15 protein-coding genes are annotated in these 16,085 nt (G+C 37.5%); 11 read left to right on the top strand and 4 right to left on the bottom strand.

Annotation, left to right across the window (positions count from 1 at the left end; all coding sequences use genetic code 11):
* Positions 1 to 70 precede the first annotated feature (70 nt).
* The 4 genes from ACLCEG_RS06255 to ACLCEG_RS06240 are packed head-to-tail and all read left to right on the top strand — an operon-like array spanning position 71 to position 3,399.
* Entirely contained in the window at positions 71 to 1,420 is a 1,350-nt protein-coding gene (locus ACLCEG_RS06255; protein ID WP_410566678.1) for an MFS transporter, read from the top strand.
* Positions 1,417 to 2,073 (top strand): DsbA family oxidoreductase, encoded by a 657-nt coding sequence (locus tag ACLCEG_RS06250; protein WP_410566674.1) that lies wholly within the window; start codon positions 1,417 to 1,419, stop codon positions 2,071 to 2,073. Before ACLCEG_RS06255 ends, ACLCEG_RS06250 begins: the two co-directional genes overlap by 4 nt.
* 14 nt (positions 2,074 to 2,087) lie before the next feature.
* Positions 2,088 to 2,396 (top strand): Rieske (2Fe-2S) protein, encoded by a 309-nt coding sequence (locus ACLCEG_RS06245; protein ID WP_410567279.1) that lies wholly within the window; start codon positions 2,088 to 2,090, stop codon positions 2,394 to 2,396.
* Positions 2,389 to 3,399, top strand: a complete 1,011-nt coding sequence (locus ACLCEG_RS06240; protein WP_240061503.1) for a YeiH family protein — start codon at positions 2,389 to 2,391, stop codon at positions 3,397 to 3,399. The genes ACLCEG_RS06245 and ACLCEG_RS06240 overlap by 8 nt, the downstream gene beginning before the upstream one ends.
* 93 nt (positions 3,400 to 3,492) lie before the next feature.
* Here the strand turns inward: ACLCEG_RS06240 and ACLCEG_RS06235 are convergent, their stop codons facing one another.
* Complete coding sequence (locus ACLCEG_RS06235) at positions 3,493 to 4,503, bottom strand: AraC family transcriptional regulator (protein ID WP_240061504.1); 1,011 nt, start codon at positions 4,501 to 4,503, stop codon at positions 3,493 to 3,495.
* A gap of 290 nt (positions 4,504 to 4,793) precedes the next feature.
* Between ACLCEG_RS06235 and ACLCEG_RS06230 the strand changes: the two genes are divergently transcribed.
* From ACLCEG_RS06230 to ACLCEG_RS06210, 5 genes are all read left to right on the top strand, one after another.
* Entirely contained in the window at positions 4,794 to 5,399 is a 606-nt protein-coding gene (locus ACLCEG_RS06230; protein ID WP_410566671.1) for an RBBP9/YdeN family alpha/beta hydrolase, read from the top strand.
* Between the two features lie 101 nt (positions 5,400 to 5,500).
* Positions 5,501 to 7,330 (top strand): DUF1302 domain-containing protein, encoded by a 1,830-nt coding sequence (locus ACLCEG_RS06225; RefSeq protein ID WP_410567277.1) that lies wholly within the window; start codon positions 5,501 to 5,503, stop codon positions 7,328 to 7,330.
* 66 nt (positions 7,331 to 7,396) lie between these two features.
* Positions 7,397 to 7,816, top strand: coding sequence for a PH domain-containing protein (locus ACLCEG_RS06220; RefSeq protein ID WP_022575472.1), 420 nt, complete (start codon positions 7,397 to 7,399; stop codon positions 7,814 to 7,816).
* Between the two features lie 172 nt (positions 7,817 to 7,988).
* Positions 7,989 to 9,338: a PQQ-dependent sugar dehydrogenase gene (locus ACLCEG_RS06215; RefSeq protein WP_304591138.1), complete on the top strand. Its 1,350-nt coding sequence runs from the start codon at positions 7,989 to 7,991 to the stop codon at positions 9,336 to 9,338.
* A 206-nt stretch (positions 9,339 to 9,544) separates the two neighbouring features.
* Positions 9,545 to 10,696 carry a sterol desaturase family protein gene (locus ACLCEG_RS06210; protein ID WP_022575474.1) on the top strand — a complete coding sequence of 384 codons (1,152 nt, stop codon included), beginning with the start codon at positions 9,545 to 9,547 and terminating at the stop codon, positions 10,694 to 10,696.
* A gap of 42 nt (positions 10,697 to 10,738) precedes the next feature.
* Here the strand turns inward: ACLCEG_RS06210 and ACLCEG_RS06205 are convergent, their stop codons facing one another.
* Complete coding sequence (locus ACLCEG_RS06205) at positions 10,739 to 11,941, bottom strand: MFS transporter (protein ID WP_410566668.1); 1,203 nt, start codon at positions 11,939 to 11,941, stop codon at positions 10,739 to 10,741.
* A 137-nt stretch (positions 11,942 to 12,078) separates the two neighbouring features.
* Between ACLCEG_RS06205 and ACLCEG_RS06200 the strand changes: the two genes are divergently transcribed.
* Positions 12,079 to 12,639 carry a TetR/AcrR family transcriptional regulator gene (locus ACLCEG_RS06200; protein ID WP_410566666.1) on the top strand — a complete coding sequence of 187 codons (561 nt, stop codon included), beginning with the start codon at positions 12,079 to 12,081 and terminating at the stop codon, positions 12,637 to 12,639.
* A 478-nt stretch (positions 12,640 to 13,117) separates the two neighbouring features.
* Positions 13,118 to 14,416: a dicarboxylate/amino acid:cation symporter gene (locus ACLCEG_RS06195; RefSeq protein ID WP_019458359.1), complete on the top strand. Its 1,299-nt coding sequence runs from the start codon at positions 13,118 to 13,120 to the stop codon at positions 14,414 to 14,416.
* A 241-nt stretch (positions 14,417 to 14,657) separates the two neighbouring features.
* Here the strand turns inward: ACLCEG_RS06195 and ACLCEG_RS06190 are convergent, their stop codons facing one another.
* Together ACLCEG_RS06190 and gloB are read right to left on the bottom strand one after the other, a co-directional pair.
* Positions 14,658 to 14,861: a hypothetical protein gene (locus tag ACLCEG_RS06190; protein ID WP_000758190.1), complete on the bottom strand. Its 204-nt coding sequence runs from the start codon at positions 14,859 to 14,861 to the stop codon at positions 14,658 to 14,660.
* A gap of 359 nt (positions 14,862 to 15,220) precedes the next feature.
* A complete protein-coding gene (gene gloB / locus ACLCEG_RS06185) occupies positions 15,221 to 15,952 on the bottom strand; it encodes a hydroxyacylglutathione hydrolase (protein WP_410566664.1) in 732 nt (243 codons plus the stop codon).
* Positions 15,953 to 16,085: the final 133 nt, after the last annotated feature.

Genomic DNA, 16,085 nt, shown 5'->3' with positions numbered 1-16,085 from the left:
TTCGCTTTAATTTTAAAAGTGCGTTGCTGCACTAGCTAAATAGAAATTATAAAAAATACAAGGAGGTCGTATGAATGCACATCAGTATTCAGATCAGATGAGCGATGTTGATACGTCAATCAATATACCTCGTCGTTATGCATGGCTTGTTTTTGCTTTGACATTTGGTTTGCTCATTTCAGATTACATGTCACGACAAGTCTTAAACGCAGTCTTTCCTTTACTTAAAAATGAGTGGTTACTCAGCGATAGTCAGTTAGGTTTGCTCAGTGGCATTGTCGCCTTAATGGTGGGTTTATTGACTCTGCCGTTGTCATTAATGGCAGACCGTTTTGGGCGAGTGAAAAGCTTAGCCATTATGGCGACGTTATGGAGTTTGACGACTTTAGGATGTGCACTGGCTGAAAATTATGAGCAAATGTTTATTGCTCGTTTTATGGTTGGTGTGGGTGAAGCTGCTTATGGCAGCGTTGGAATCGCGGTGGTTGTGGCTGTTTTCCCACGAGAAATGCGTGCAACACTCGCCAGTGCTTTTATGGCGGGTGGTGTATTTGGCTCGTTTTTGGGTGTGGCTTTAGGTGGTGTACTCGCACAGCATTTCGGTTGGCGTTGGGCATTTGGAGGAATTGCTTTATTTGGTCTTATTTTGGCTTTTCTATATCCAATTTTAGTGAAAGAAAACAGAATAAACGCAGCACCTCAAAATAAAATTCGTAGTAAAACTCAGCACATTAAAAGCCCTTTAAAAACTTTATATTCAAGTCGTTCAGTCATTGCGACTTACATTGGTAGTGGTCTGCAATTATTTGTTGGTGGCACAGTGATTGTCTGGATGCCGAGTTATCTCAATCGCTATTACGGCATGAGTACCGACAAGGCAGGTGTGATGGCAGCGGTCATTTTGCTATGTAGTGCAGTAGGCACAATTCTATGCGGCATGTTGTGTGATTATTTGGGCCGTAACTGTCCAGATCGTAAAGTCAGTTTAGCGATTACATACTGCTTGCTCGGTTGTGTTCTTTTATTCATTGCTTTTGCTGTGCCTGCGGGACGTAACCAGTTACTTATCATCTGCCTCGGAATGTTTATTGCTCTAGGAACCAATGGGCCATCTAGTGCCATGGTGGCCAATCTCACACATAACTCAGTTCATGGCTCTGCATTTGCAACACTCACCTTAGCTAACAATTTTCTTGGTTTAGCGCTTGGTCCTTTAGTCGTTGGCAAAGTATCTGATGTGATTGGTTTACATAGCGCATTTCAACTGATGCCATTGGTCAGTATTGCAGCCGCAGCCGTATTTTTTTATGCCAAACGCCATTATCACAAAGATATCGCACGCTTTGAGCAGCAAGGAATAACTGAGCTTAAAAATCATTCAGGTAACCAAATACAAAAATGCGGGATGAATAACAAATGATGATTCGGCAATTACACATTGATGTATTTTTTGACTTTATTTGTCCTTGGTGTTTGATCGGAAAACGTCAGTTACTGATTGCTATAAATAGATTTTATCAGCTATACCCTAAAGTCAAAGTTGTCGTGCACTGGCGAGGTGTTCAGCTCATACCTGATTTAGCTGTTGAAGGTGTACCGTTTCAAACGTTTTATTTGAAACGGTTAGGTAGCTTGACAGCAGTTCGTATGAGACAAGAACAGGTCAATAAAGCTGCAAATAAAGTTGGGCTCAAGATCGATTTTGAGCAAATTAAACGAATGCCAAATACGGCCAAAGCTCATCGCTTATTTGATAAAGCTTTAAAGATAGGAACTCCTGAGCAGTGCAATGCGTTGTTAGAACATCTCTTTGCTGCATATTTTTATGATGGGTTAGACATCGGAAATACCACCACTTTATACAAAATCGCCAAACGCTGTGGTTTCCCGCGTGATCTGATCAAAGATTTGCTTATTCAAGATCATCAAGATTTTATCTCTGCAAGTACAGGAGGTAACGGCGTGCCTTACTTTATTTTTGATCGGGCTTCAGCCTTGGTGGGCGCGCAATCAGCAGATGCACTTTATCAAGCGATGCATGAAGCACTTTTGGGGCAAGGAGAGTTGATATGACCAACCGATTTGAAGTGCCTTTTGAAAAAATTCCCAATTCAGGTGAGCGAGCTTTTTTTAAAATTGGAGATAAAACTCTCGCACTATTTAACGTTACGACTCAATTTTATGCAATCGATGACAGCTGTCCTCATCAGGGCGCATCGCTATTTAGTGGACGTCTAGAAGGACGAGTGATTCAGTGCTGTGCCCATGGTCTACGTTTTGATTTAACAAGTGGCTGTTTGGTTAATTCCTCTCAGCTCAGAGTTGCAACTTATCCCGTAGAAGTGATCGAGGACAAGGTATTTATTGTGATAGGTTGTGGGGAAAATCATGAGTAGTTTAGTTTTGAAAAATTTTTCCCAGCGTACAAGAGAATTAGCACCAGGCTTTGTGGTCAGTTCGGTCGTTGCTGCGGCTGCCTGTTTTTTATCAGAGCACTATGGTGCGCCAGTCATGCTATTTGCACTACTGCTCGGCATGAGCGTGAATTTTTTAGCTGCTGAAAGTAGATGTAAGGTAGGTATCGAGTTTACCGCACGTAGTGTGCTCAGAATGGGCATCGCGTTACTCGGCATGCGTATAACTTTGGGGCAAATTACCGCACTAGGTTGGCAACCTGTTGCGTTAGTTGTCACTCTGGTTATTGTCACAATCGCCGTTTCTGTTATTGCCGCTAAAATCTTAGGCTTCCAAAAACTATTTGGCATGCTCACTGGTGGATCAACGGCAATCTGCGGTGCTTCAGCCGCATTGGCACTATCGGCTGCTTTTCCAAATCATCCGCAAAAAGAAAAAGCGACTTTGTTTACCGTGATTGGCGTGTCGGCACTTTCAACCTTTGCCATGATTGTTTATCCAATGATTGCAAAGTGGTTGGAGTTATCGCCACAAGCTGCTGGTGTGTTTCTTGGTGCTACGATTCACGATGTGGCGCAAGTGGTCGGCGCTGGTTATAGCATGTCTACTCAAACAGGTGATACGGCGACTGTAGTTAAACTGATGCGTGTGGCGATGCTGCTTCCAGTAATCGTTTGTGCGGCTATGATTACCCGCATGCAAGGTGCAGATTCAACAGGAGAGCGACCACCATTACTGCCTTGGTTTGCTGTTGGCTTTCTACTACTCGCTTGTATTAACAGTACAGGATGGGTGCCAACGATGGTTCAAAATGGAATTAATGACTTATCACGCTGGTTTTTAGTCATCGCAATAAGTGCTTTAGGAATGAAAACTCAGTTAAAAGAATTAGCATCGGTCGGCATTAAACCGATTCTTTTAATGATCGGCGAAAGCATATTTTTAGTGGTATTGGTTCTTGGGCTTATGCGCTTGTGGTTTTAATTTTAAAAAATTAGACTTTTAAGGAAGTTCTGGAGTGGTTTTCCAGCTTCCTTATATTTTAAATGACTTGATTGGGCTTCACATAAAGAGCAATTAATTGAGCAGGGCTTTATTGCGACTACGCCACATATTCGGTGACATACCAAATTGGCTAATGAACCAGCGCGTAAAAGAACTCGGCATTGAGTAACCTAAAATATCAGACACTTGAGCAAGTGAGTAATTTAGATTTTTTAAATAACGAAATACGAGGTCTTTGCGTACTTCATTCATTAAATCACTAAAACTCGTTTGAGCTTCTTCTAATCGACGCTGTAAGGTCCGTACATGAATACCATGTGTTTGAGCGACTTGATCAATCGTAGCGCGACCCATTGGCAAAAGAAGATAAATACTTTTACGAATATCAAAAATCATGGTCGATTCATTACTATTTTGCAAAATATCTAAATAACGCTGTGCATGGTTGGCCATAGCCAGATTTGCTTGAGGGTTTGTTGTATCAAGTTCGGCCGCCGTACAAACAATGCCATTAAAGTCACTACCAAACTCGAGCGCACAGCCAAAAATGCGCCGATGCAAAGTTAAATCGCTAGGCGGGTTATGAGTGAAATGTACACTTAACGGCCGCCATTTTTGCATCATGAGTGCTGCACAAAAACGATGGGTGATTCCTAAAGCAAGTTCCGTTGCTTGGCGGCTATACCCGCAAGTTGTGGTTATAACTTCTTCTCGAATAACAACTGTATCGTCAATTTCTTCTATATATATTTCAAGTGAGTTATTGAGTAAATTCCTATAACGAACAATCGTTTGTAGCGCTTCTCTCAAAGTATATTGGTAGCTTAATAATAAGCTCAGTTCACCAAAATCCGCGATTTCGCGTTGCTCAGCCATATGTAAACCGAATACATCGCAATTACTCATTTGGGCTGAGTCTTCAAGCAAGGTAATGGCTTTATCTACAGGAATACGTTGTTTAAGATCATTCAATTGAGTTTGGCTAAGCCCAACACGTGATAATAAATGGTAGGGATTCAGATCTAATTGCTGAGCAACTGCCAAATAATTTTTTAAAGAGGCGGTATGCGCAAGAGGCACCATTTTATTATCTCCTGTTCTTAATCAGCCATATTCCTTACAGCTCATACCTAGTTATAACTAAAATATCTGCATTACAAAAGCTTTTATTTAAGCGCCTAATCATGATGTCGATTCAATTTTAAAGTTATTCTTTTAATTCATTTGTAATTACAAAAACTAATTTAATTAATTTACGAAATTTTAAAAAGATGTGTCGTCAAATGAAAAGTCCGTGACGTCTTATGTACACCATTAACTGAAATGAGCCTTTATTGTGAATGGAGTTTTATAAAAATTCTTAAGCCTCCTAGATGGCAAAATTCACAGGCGTCGAAATGGAAAAAATACAAACTAAAGCAACAATTTTAATTATTCCAGGGTTACGCGATCATGTTCCCGAGCATTGGCAAACGATCTTAGAAACAAAGCTAGCAAAGGTTCGCTCTGTACCACCTGTAGAAACTAATAAACTCAATTGTGAAAATAGAGTTGCTGCTATTCAGGCACAACTCGAACAAATACAAGGGCCTGTCATTTTAGTTGCACACAGCGCAGGCGTATTGATGACAACACACTGGGCTGCAAAATATCAAAGAGCAATTCAAGGTGCTTTGCTTGTGGCTCCACCTGACTTAAACGAAAGCTGGCCAGAAAATTATCCAAGCCCAACCGTACTTCATCAAGAAGGATGGAGTCCTTTACCTAATCAAACACTACCTTTCCCCAGCATTTTGGTTGCAAGCACCAATGACCATTTAGCTCGGTATGAAGCTGTAAGTGAAATGGCAGAAAAGTGGGGTAGTCAACTCGTAAATTTAGGTGAAGTGGGACATTTAAACCCTGCATCTGGCTTTGGCTATTGGCCTTTAGCTGAACAATTCATTCAACAATTAGATCAGGTCGAACAACCTGCCTAGTACAAAAAATATCTGCTTATGTAAACCATTTAAAAGCCAATGGATGGCTTTGAGTAATAAGCAATAAATAAAAAAAATCATATTTATAGGGAGATAATATGATGGGTCATTACGTCTATTTAAATCAAAGAAATAATTACGTTTTATATATTCAAAGAATAGGTGTTTCATTAAGTCTGATTTTATTTATGTCTAAAGCAAATGCAGCTAGTTTTGATATTGATAAAGACTGGAAGTTCGATACAAAAACGACATTAAGCTTAGGAGCCAGTTGGAGTACGCAAGATCCATCCGTTTCATTACTTTATCGGCCTGACGCAAACAAAATAGGCAAACAAGGTGCTAGCATTGATGTGAATGGTGATGATGGGCGAATGAATTTTAGTAAATATGATGCCATTTCACAGATCATCAGAGGTATAACTGAAGTTAAGCTAAATGGAAAACAGCAGGGTGCGGTCATTAGCACTAAATACTGGTATGACCATGCCTATGAGACAGGACAAGGAGACTTTAAACCCTTTAATGATTCAGCATGGCCAAGGCTCGCAAAGTTCAAAGGTATCGATTTATGGAATGCCTATATATGGAAAGATTTTGAATTGGGCGATGGAAAAAGCATCAATTTAAAATTAGGCAAACAGACTTTAAATTGGGGGAAATCTCAGTTTTTTCAAAACGGTTTAAATTCGGTGAGTGCATTTGATTTTGCTGCAATTAATCGACCGGGTGGTGACGCAAAAGAAAGAATCATTCCAACCGAAATGTTTTCGTTCGACACAAGCATTAATAAAAATTTGAAAATAGAAGGGTTCTATCAATTTAAATTTAGACCTTCAGTTGTTGATGGTAACGGAACTTTCTTTGAGATTTCAGACTTTGTGCCCGAAAATGCAGGTCCAGTTCTGATTGCTGGAGGTGGAGATAAATTATCAGATACCGCAATTCGTTTACGTACCTATATTCCACGTGCAGAAAGTAGAAAAGCAAAGGATAACGGCCAATATGGTATTGCTTTAAAACAGACATTACCAAGTTTAAATAATGCTGAGTTAGGTATTTACTATGCGAACTACCATAGCCGTAATGCAAACTTTGATGGAACCGCTGTAACAGCAGCAGGACCCGAACATTTTAATAGCGCAAGTTATTTTTCTATCTATCCTGAAAATATCAAAATGTTTGGATTAAGTCTGACTGGGAAAGTTGGAACAACAACCATTTTTAGTGAATTAACCCACAAACCTAATCAACCTTTACAACTAAACGGTACAGACATTGTCTATGCTCAAGTGCTATCGGAAGGAACACCATTTGCGCCGCCGGGAAAAACTGTTGAATTAGGTCAATATCTTCAAGGATATGTACGCTTACCTGTAACACAATTTTCGGTTGGTGCAACTGATAGCATATTCAATATTTGGGGTGCAAATTCGCTGACGTGGTCTACAGAGTTTGGCTTAAACCATATTGCAGATATTGGTAATCATAGGTTTGGCCGGACAGGCGCATTTGGCCGTAGTGAACTTTCAACAGGGGCTTATAATCCTGAAACAGGCGAATTTAAATGTACGCCGTATAGTACAGCTCATCTTACCAATGCAGAAATAGACAGCTTAAATGAACGCTTTTGTAATAAAAACGGTTTTTTTAATGAATGGTCATTTGGCTACCGATTACGTGGCGCATTAAATTACCAAGATATTTTACCCTCTACAGTGATTACGCCAAGTCTTAGTTTTAGACATGATGTTTATGGATATAGCCAAAACTTTCAAGAAGGGCAAATGAGTGTAAGTGCGGCGTTATCTATGACTTATCAGCAAAAATATACAACAGAGATTGCCTATAATAACTTTTTTGGTTCTAATGAATTTAGCACGGTAGATGATCGAGATTTTGTATCATTAACATTTAAAGCTAATTTTTAGTTCAATTATTTTATAAAAATATAGAAAGACTCGTTATAAATGAGATTTAGATGTAGAGGATAACTTTTGAAATTTAGATCAAAAATTGATTGGTGGCTTTTATTAATATTTGTTGTGATCACTGCCAATATTATTTTTAAAATTTATCAAGAAGTTCATCATTCTTCTATAGGCACCAATTTTTCGCATCTCATGATTTATAGTTTAGTCATTTTGGTTATTTGGCTTCCGGTCTTTAACACGTATTACGTAGTAGAAAACAACACATTAATCATTAAGAGCTTGGTATTTCGATGGAAAATTAATATCAATGATATTACTCAAATAGAACCTACCCATAATCCACTTTCTTCTCCAGCACTATCATTAGATCGGCTCAAAATTAGTTATATGAAAAATGGAAGAATAGCGAAGGTGATGATTTCTCCAAAAGATAAAGAGGGCTTTTTAAATACTTTACGTAAAAATCCTAATGCTAAGTTTTAATTTGTAGTTATGATGAAGGGGATTTAAGTGCCTAGAAAACACTCGGTTATGTATTAAAATTTTTAAAATATAGACTGTACTGCTCAGCACAGTTAAATAAATAAACTATAAGTCTCTCTTCTAAAGCATTACCCTGTGCATATTACGAAAAAATAAGAAATGGAGATAAAAGATGCTTACACGTTTTTTACTGCCGACTTTAGGTACTACTGTTGTATGTGTACTTGCAGGATGTGCTTCATCCTCTCAATATCCAATTACCGAGAGTTACGGTCCAGAACCAAAGTTACCTGAACCAAAAACAAGCTTAATTCCAACCGTAAATATAGCACCAGCGAAGGGCTGGCCTAGTGGTGTTGCACCAACTCCGGCAGAAGGCTTAAAGGTAAAAGCATTTGCTAAAGGACTTGAACATCCACGTTGGCTCTATGTATTACCGAATGGTGATGTACTGGTCGCTGAAACAGATGCTCCGCCTAAACCGGAAGACAGCAAAGGCATTAAAGGTAAAATTATGACTTTTGTGATGAGACGGGCAGGCTCATCTCATCCGAGTGCTAACCGTATTACTTTACTCCGTGACACTAATGGAGACGGAGTTGCTGATCAGAAAACGGTATTTCTTCAAAATTTAAACTCACCATTTGGTATGGCACTGGTAGGGAATAACTTATATATCGCCAATACGGATGCACTTGTGCGTTTTCCTTATCAAGAAGGTGAAACAAAAATTACTGTAAGTGGCACTAAAGTATTGGACTTACCTGGTGGCCCTTTAAACCACCATTGGACCAAAAATGTCATTGCCAATCGTGAAGGGACAAAGCTCTACATTACCGTCGGTTCTAACAGTAATGTTGCTGAAAATGGTCTAGATCAAGAAAAAGGCCGTGCACAAATTATGGAGTTTGACATCGCAAGCGGGCAGTCACGTCCATTTGCAACTGGACTGCGTAATCCCAATGGTATGGCGTGGCAACCTCAAAGCGGTAAACTCTGGACGGTTGTTAATGAGCGTGATGAAATTGGTAGCGACCTAGTACCCGATTATATGACATCGGTTCAAGATGGCGCTTTTTATGGTTGGCCTTATAGCTACTATGGTCAACATGTAGATATACGTGTAAAACCACAAAATCCTGAAATGGTGGCTCGGGCAATTAAACCTGACTATGCATTAGGTAACCATACTGCTTCTTTAGGTCTCGCATTTTATGCAGCCGAATTGATGCCACAATTTAGAGGGGGGGCGATCATCGGTCAGCATGGTTCATGGAACCGCAAGCCACACAGTGGGTATAAAGTCATTTTTGTACCATTTAGAAGTGGTCAGCCTTCTGGTCCACCGCAAGATATTTTGACTGGATTCCTCAGCGATAAAGGCAAAGCCTATGGACGCCCTGTGGGGGTAGCAATTGATTTTTCAGGTGCCGTATTAGTTGCAGATGATGTAGGCAATACAATTTGGCGTGTTTCACCAGTTGCAGAGACAACTTATGAGACCCCATATAAAAATAAATAGCTTTTACTCGGTTGATGTCTTCATTATTTTGATTTTATTTTGATATTTTAAAATAACTAACTAATTTATCCTTATTTTAGATTGATTAGTTAGTTTTATTTATCCATCTATCTTTTAGTTTGAGTTAAATGGGGTTCTTTTTACAATTAATAATTAAATTTTGTTAGCATGCGCCGTATAGATAAAAAGAATTGTTGATATGAATTATGACCGATCAATTAAGAGCAAGATTTGAAAATTTAGAGCTTAATGCAGGTTTAGGAAAAATTAGTGCTTTTATTTCCATGGCATTAAGCCTACTTTGCCTTTTCGGTGCTTTATGTTTTTTATTTCCCAGTGTGCTGACAACCCCAGAGTTACGTCCGCTTTATGCAAAGCACTATAGCCTTTTTTATTATGGACTAATCACAGGCATTATTATTAGCGCTGGTTTTGGAGCATTTAGTGCAATCATACGACAAAATCGATATGGCTTTTATGGTTTATGTTTTGCACTCATAGCAGCAGTATTAGGCTGTGGTGTTATTCATGCTCCAGTCATTCCAAGCGTACCATTTTATGCAGGCATTGATTATTTTGTACTTACCCTAGTCATCTTGGCTTTTATTTTTATACCCCTTGAAGGCTTTTTTGCTAAAAACCCTGAACAAAAGATCTTAAGAGTGGGCTGGGTGACCGATATGAAATATTTCATGGTCAGCCATATTGGTATTCAACTATTTAGCTTCTTAACGGTTATGCCAATTCAATATTGGATTACGCATTTACCTGATAACCCAATTGTGCCATATGTTCAAGCTCAGCCGATTTGGCTGCAATTCATTGAATTGCTCATTGTGGTTGATTTTACGGTGTATTGGTTACATCGAGCCATGCATGAAGTGAACTTTTTATGGCGTTTTCATGCGATTCATCATTCGACTGAATATATGGATTGGTTAGCATCTTCCCGTTTACACGTTGTCGAAGTTTTAATGACTCGCTTTATTGCCACTTTACCGATTTTTCTTTTAGGGTTTCATACTTCTGCTGTTTTTGCCTATTTAATTTTTATTTCATTTCACGCTATTTTTATTCATTCTAATGTACGTTTTCGATTTCCATATTTACGTTGGTTTATCGCAACACCAGAATTCCACCATTGGCATCATTCCTCTGAAAAACCTGCGATTGATAAAAATTACGCTGCTTTTATTCCACTTTATGATGTTATTTTTAAAACCGTATATATGCCAAATCACTTGGCGAGCGTGTATGGTACGGTAGGGTATAAAATTCCAAATAGTTTTATAAAACAGTTTACTTGGCCATTTAAAAAGTATGTAAAACGCTTTTTAAAACGCTGGCGTGACCAGTAAATATTAAAAAAAAAAGCCTCAGTTCGAGGCTTTTTTATATAGTTATTTATTTTTAAAATTTTTAAAAATCATGAAAAGGGCAACAAGTGATAGTAAGACAATAAAACAGATGTAGCTATTTGCCGTACTCATCAGCCCAATTTTTCCTACAAAATACCCAGCTAAAATTGCAGGAATACTAAAAGCCAAATAACTTTCAACGAAAAATGCTGCCATAAGTCCAGCACGTTCTTCTGGAAGAGCCAGCGGCATTACACTACGAATGGCTCCCATAAAAGCCGTACCAAAACCAACGCCAGTAATAATAGAACCTAAAAATAAAACTACAGCATTGGTTAGGTTAATGGCGATGAATAAGACAATGGCACCAATAGCAATCGAGAGAGTACCGGTTAATAAAATACGAAAATTTGTCGACTTTCTAAGCGTTAATATACCTGCCGCACCAGAAAGGGCGAGCGCCATAAACATAATACCGTTTAGCCATGCCGATGAAGTATGGAAAATTTTTGCTAGTAAAGATGGCATGAGTGACAAGAAGAAACCACTGACCATCCAAAGTGCAATATTAATTGGGCTAATACTTAATAAAGCACTTTTGGTTTGCGGAGGAATAGCCATCGTTGGTTTTAAAGAAGCAAGCGCACCAGCTCTTTTTTGTGCAGTCTCTGGGGTAAGAAAACTTAAAATGAGTTCACAAATAAGAAGAAAACATAAGAATTCAAAAACAAGCTGTAACGGGTGAGCGGAGAGCTGCAAAATAGAACAAGTCAAAAAAATCCCAACAGCCATACCTATCATTGGTGCAATACTATTAATCAGTGAGCCATGAAGCTTACTAAAATCTAAAATGGCTGCTCCTATAGCTGAAACAGCAAGCCCTGTTGCGATTCCTTGTAAGCCTCGTGCGATAAATAGCATCGAAACATCTGAAGCAAATAAAAAGAAGCTCATTGAAATAATTTGTAGAGAAATGGCTGCAATAATGACTGGTCGACGCCCAATATAGTCAGACAGAGAACCAATAATCAGTAATGATCCCAGCAGCGTAAAAGCATAAGTTGCAAAAATTAAAGTTAATGTAACTGGTGAAAATTGCCATATCTGTTGATATAGGCGGTAGAGCGGCGTTGGTGCACTAGATGCAGCCATAAATGTCATAAGCGTAATTGTGTTGAGTGTCAAAGCGCTTGTAGCATCTAATTGAAAAACAGCTCTCGACCGTTTTGAACTTGAATTGTTCATAGAACATGAATAACATAAAAGCGAATATTTAGCTTTTATACATTATTTTGACACTAAAGCAAATCCTTAGCTTTAGTGTATTTTGTATATAGATATAAATATTTATAAATTTTTTGATCCCTTTACAGAGTTTATAAATGGCAAAAGTTGTTAGTGGATTACGCCCTGGTGGTCGCAGCGAGAGAATACAAACTGCGGTACATAATGCTGTAAAAGAATTACAAAAAGATTTCGAGCAAAGCCAAATTACAATTCCAATGATTGCAGCACAAGCAGGGGTAACGCCTTCAACCATTTACCGTCGATGGGGCGATATCAATCAGCTATTTTCAGATGTAGCTTTAAATGAACTCAAACCAGATATGGAACCCAAAGATTTAGGTTCATTTGAACGAGATATCACAGCATGGGTTGAACAATATTTTGAAGAATATGCTTCTGAAGTTGGGCAAGATTTATTACGAGACGTACTCTATACGTCAAATTCGGATTCTAACAATGCCCGTAAATGTGAAACCTTAATTATTCAACAACTCGACATTATTCAAAATCGAGCAAAATTACGTAATGAGTTCACTATACCGAACCAAGAAATAATCGAGACTGTAATCGCACCTATGCTATTTCGGATTCTATTTACCAATCAGGAACTAAATTTGGATTACGTACATAGTCTTTTAAAACGCCTATTCGTTTAAGCATATAAGCCTCTTCGTTTTTTTTAGATGAAAATGGCTAATTTAAATAGCGGAATATATAGGTTTTTGTTTTTATTAAATAATTATATATCAATTTTTCTTATTATTTAAAAATTAAATTCTCATAATTTAAAATAAACATGAAGTTGCTTTAATCATTTATTATTGAAATGTGTATTTAGTTAGTTCCAAAATTAGATTTAAAAGTCTTTAGCTAAATTACTAACAGAATAAATTTAATAATAAACATGTTCTTATGAGATTTAACAATAATTTTTATCAAATTTAATTGTTAAATAGTGCAGTAAAATATGAACTTTATATACAATAAATTACATGATTTTTGGTTTTAACATTTTTTAAATTTATGACACAGGGTGTTTTTTATTCTTTACAATGGCTTCACTTCCTTTAAAGCAGCTTGTGGTGCCCGCTTTATATTTTATTTTTTTATCCCCATCGAACAGGTATTTAGATAATGGATTTCAATACCCTTGACCAAGAAACGGTACAGAAAAAACAGAAATTTCACCAAATTTTGTATGTACAGGTCATATTTGCAATTATTTTAGGCGTTTTAATTGGTCATTTTTACCCCGAACTTGGACAGAGCTTAAAACCGCTTGGTGATGCATTCATCAAAATCGTTAAAATGATTATTGCTCCCGTAATCTTTTTGACTGTGGTTACCGGTATTGCCAGCATGACGAACATGAGTCGGGTTGGACGCGTGACTGGTAAAGCAATGCTATATTTCATTACTTTCTCAAGTCTTGCACTTGTGGTTGGTATGATTGTGGCAAACATTATTCAACCAGGTAAAGGTCTAAACATTGATCCAGCAACCTTAGTCAGCGATAAGGTAAATACTTACGTTGAGAAGGCTCATGCCACTAATATTACTGACTTCTTCATGAATATTATCCCGCAAACACTGGTAAGTCCGCTTGCTGGTGGTGAAATTTTGCAGGTTCTATTTGTGGCAGTACTATTTGGTATTTCTTTAGCTGCTTTAGGCGATCGTGCACGTCCAATCACTGATTTCCTAAATAACTTAACGGCACCAGTTTTCTACTTGGTTGGCATGTTAATGAAACTTGCGCCAATTGGTGCTTTTGGAGCTATGGCATTTACTATTGGTGCTTATGGAATCGAATCAATCGGTAATTTATTACTATTGATTATGACTTTCTATATCACGGCTGTACTGTTCGTACTAATCATTTTAGGTGCTGTAGCGCGTTACAATGGCTTTTCAATTATTGCTTTGATTCGCTATATCAAAGATGAACTCTGGTTGGTTTTAGGTACAAGTTCATCTGAAGCAGCTTTACCATCTTTAATGGATAAAATGCAAAAAGCAGGCTGTGAAAAATCTGTAGTGGGCTTAGTTATTCCTACAGGTTATTCATTTAACCTTGATGGTACTAACATTTATATGACTATGGCTGCTTTATTTATTGCACAAGCATGTAATGTAGACTTATCTATTAGCGAACAACTTGCATTACTTTTAGTGGCAATGGTGAGTTCAAAAGGTGCAGCAGGGGTAACTGGTGCAGGCTTTATTACACTCGCTGCTACTTTATCAGTTGTCCCATCTGTACCTGTGGCAGGTATGGCGCTCATTTTAGGTATTGACCGTTTTATGTCTGAGTGTCGCGCATTAACTAACTTAATTGGTAATGCATGCGCAACAATTGTTGTTGCTCGTTGGGACAAAGCTCTGGACAAGGACGTTCTAGATAAAGCATTAGGTAAATCTAAAACGAATTAATTATTTAAAATTTTAATTCGAAATAAAAAACCTGTAGCAATTGGCAATTTGGGAGAGGCGCCATGCTACAGGTTTTATTATATCTAGTCGAAAATTTAATTTAAAAAAACTATCTTGTATGTAAATGCTTAATTATGGGAGGCCAATATAAAATTTTCACAAACTCTCATATAGATCTACTTTGAAAGTAGAACTTTTAAGTTGCCTATACTGAAAATAGTATATGCAAAACAGCTCAAGCTTACGCTTTTAAGTGATCCTCAAATTCTTCACCTAATTGCATTGCTAAAGCATTGCCTGCCAAATCACACGTGACTAAGCCATACTCTTTTTTAAAACTGAAAGTGAAACCTTTTCCATCGGCCAAGTTTTTAACCGAATACCCTAATTTTTCTAACCAAATACGGAACGCAATTAAATTTTTAGCTTTAACAACCTTTTTCACGTGAGAACTCCTTCTTCTATCCGTGTCTTACACCTTATTTATTAATAGGGATTTACCTAGATTTTTTAAAGGGGGAAAACTTTGTTTTATTTTGCAACTTGTAAAAAAAGTAAAATAGATAATGTAATCTCTTTCACTTTATAAAATTATTCGGTTTTTATGTAATCAATTTATGTTTGTTTAAAATTTAAATAATTGTTTTTTATGTAAATTTTAAAATATAAAGTTTGGGGTAAAATTTAATCAAAGTAAGTTAATTTAAAATCAATAAATGTAAAAAATAATTTCATGAAACACGCGCTATTCAAAAAGATACAGTTTTTAAAACTGAACTGTATCTTTCTATAAATCCGATTAACTTAGAAATTATCTTTTAAACTACGTAAATGAGCGAACTCTTCCACACTTTCAGCACGTAAAAATGGATTAGTAGCCAATTCTAGTTCAATACTACTTGGTAAGGTAATTTTACCTTCCGTGCGAAGCTTACGAACTTGTTCTGCACGTTCTTGTAATGCGTGGTTTTCAGGTTCAACACTTAAGGCAAATTCAGCGTTAGAAAGAGTATATTCATGTGTACAATAGACTTTGGTTGTGGTTGGAAGAGCTGCGAGTCGATTTAAAGAGTTATACATCTGTTCTGCTGTACCTTCAAATAGTCGGCCACACCCCATTGCAAACAAAGTATCTCCACAAAAGAGGGCATTCAGTTCCTCAATAAAATACACAATATGTCCTAGGGTATGACCTGGTGTGGCAATAATCTCTGCCTTTAAATCATTAAATTTTAAATGGTCGTCGTGTTGAAGGGGATGGGTAATACCAGGAATTTTGCTTAGCTCATCTCTTGGGCCATATACAGCCAAATTAGAGTTAGCCGTTAAATCTGCAACGCCGCCGATATGATCTTTATGCCAGTGAGTAAGCCAAATTTGCTTTAAGGTTAAATGATGGTCATTGCAAAATTGAGTGACTAATCCACCTTCTGTTGGATCCACAGCAACAGCTTCACGAGTTTCAGTATCTTCTAAAATCCAGATATAGTTTTGTAGGGCATTTTGCACATCAATAAAATGAATTCTATAACGCATTGTTTTATCCTGAAACCAAATCCAAAGAGTAATCACTAATTTTGATAATAACAGAAAATGGCATTAAGCCATGCACTCAACTTTTTAATGACAAGAGCTTATAAAAACAAAAAAGCCCCCGTTTAGGGAGCTT

Source organism: Acinetobacter sp. H1(2024), from assembly GCF_046557555.1.
Taxonomy (GTDB): domain Bacteria; phylum Pseudomonadota; class Gammaproteobacteria; order Pseudomonadales; family Moraxellaceae; genus Acinetobacter; species Acinetobacter seifertii.
The sequence above is the reverse complement of the archived record's forward strand: the minus strand, read 5'-3'. Positions and strand labels throughout refer to the sequence as shown.

What these genes read in the sequence shown, in the direction of transcription:
- ACLCEG_RS06255 (WP_410566678.1), top strand. Translation starts at nt 71, where the DNA reads ATGAATGCACATCAGTATTCAGATCAGATGAGCGATGTTGATACGTCA.
- ACLCEG_RS06250 (WP_410566674.1), top strand. Translation starts at nt 1,417, where the DNA reads ATGATGATTCGGCAATTACACATTGATGTATTTTTTGACTTTATTTGT.
- ACLCEG_RS06240 (WP_240061503.1), top strand. Translation starts at nt 2,389, where the DNA reads ATGAGTAGTTTAGTTTTGAAAAATTTTTCCCAGCGTACAAGAGAATTA.
- ACLCEG_RS06235 (WP_240061504.1), bottom strand. Translation starts at nt 4,503, where the DNA reads ATGGTGCCTCTTGCGCATACCGCCTCTTTAAAAAATTATTTGGCAGTT.
- ACLCEG_RS06230 (WP_410566671.1), top strand. Translation starts at nt 4,794, where the DNA reads ATGGCAAAATTCACAGGCGTCGAAATGGAAAAAATACAAACTAAAGCA.
- ACLCEG_RS06225 (WP_410567277.1), top strand. Translation starts at nt 5,501, where the DNA reads ATGGGTCATTACGTCTATTTAAATCAAAGAAATAATTACGTTTTATAT.
- ACLCEG_RS06215 (WP_304591138.1), top strand. Translation starts at nt 7,989, where the DNA reads ATGCTTACACGTTTTTTACTGCCGACTTTAGGTACTACTGTTGTATGT.
- ACLCEG_RS06210 (WP_022575474.1), top strand. Translation starts at nt 9,545, where the DNA reads ATGACCGATCAATTAAGAGCAAGATTTGAAAATTTAGAGCTTAATGCA.
- ACLCEG_RS06205 (WP_410566668.1), bottom strand. Translation starts at nt 11,941, where the DNA reads ATGAACAATTCAAGTTCAAAACGGTCGAGAGCTGTTTTTCAATTAGAT.
- ACLCEG_RS06200 (WP_410566666.1), top strand. Translation starts at nt 12,079, where the DNA reads ATGGCAAAAGTTGTTAGTGGATTACGCCCTGGTGGTCGCAGCGAGAGA.
- ACLCEG_RS06195 (WP_019458359.1), top strand. Translation starts at nt 13,118, where the DNA reads ATGGATTTCAATACCCTTGACCAAGAAACGGTACAGAAAAAACAGAAA.
- gloB (WP_410566664.1), bottom strand. Translation starts at nt 15,952, where the DNA reads ATGCGTTATAGAATTCATTTTATTGATGTGCAAAATGCCCTACAAAAC.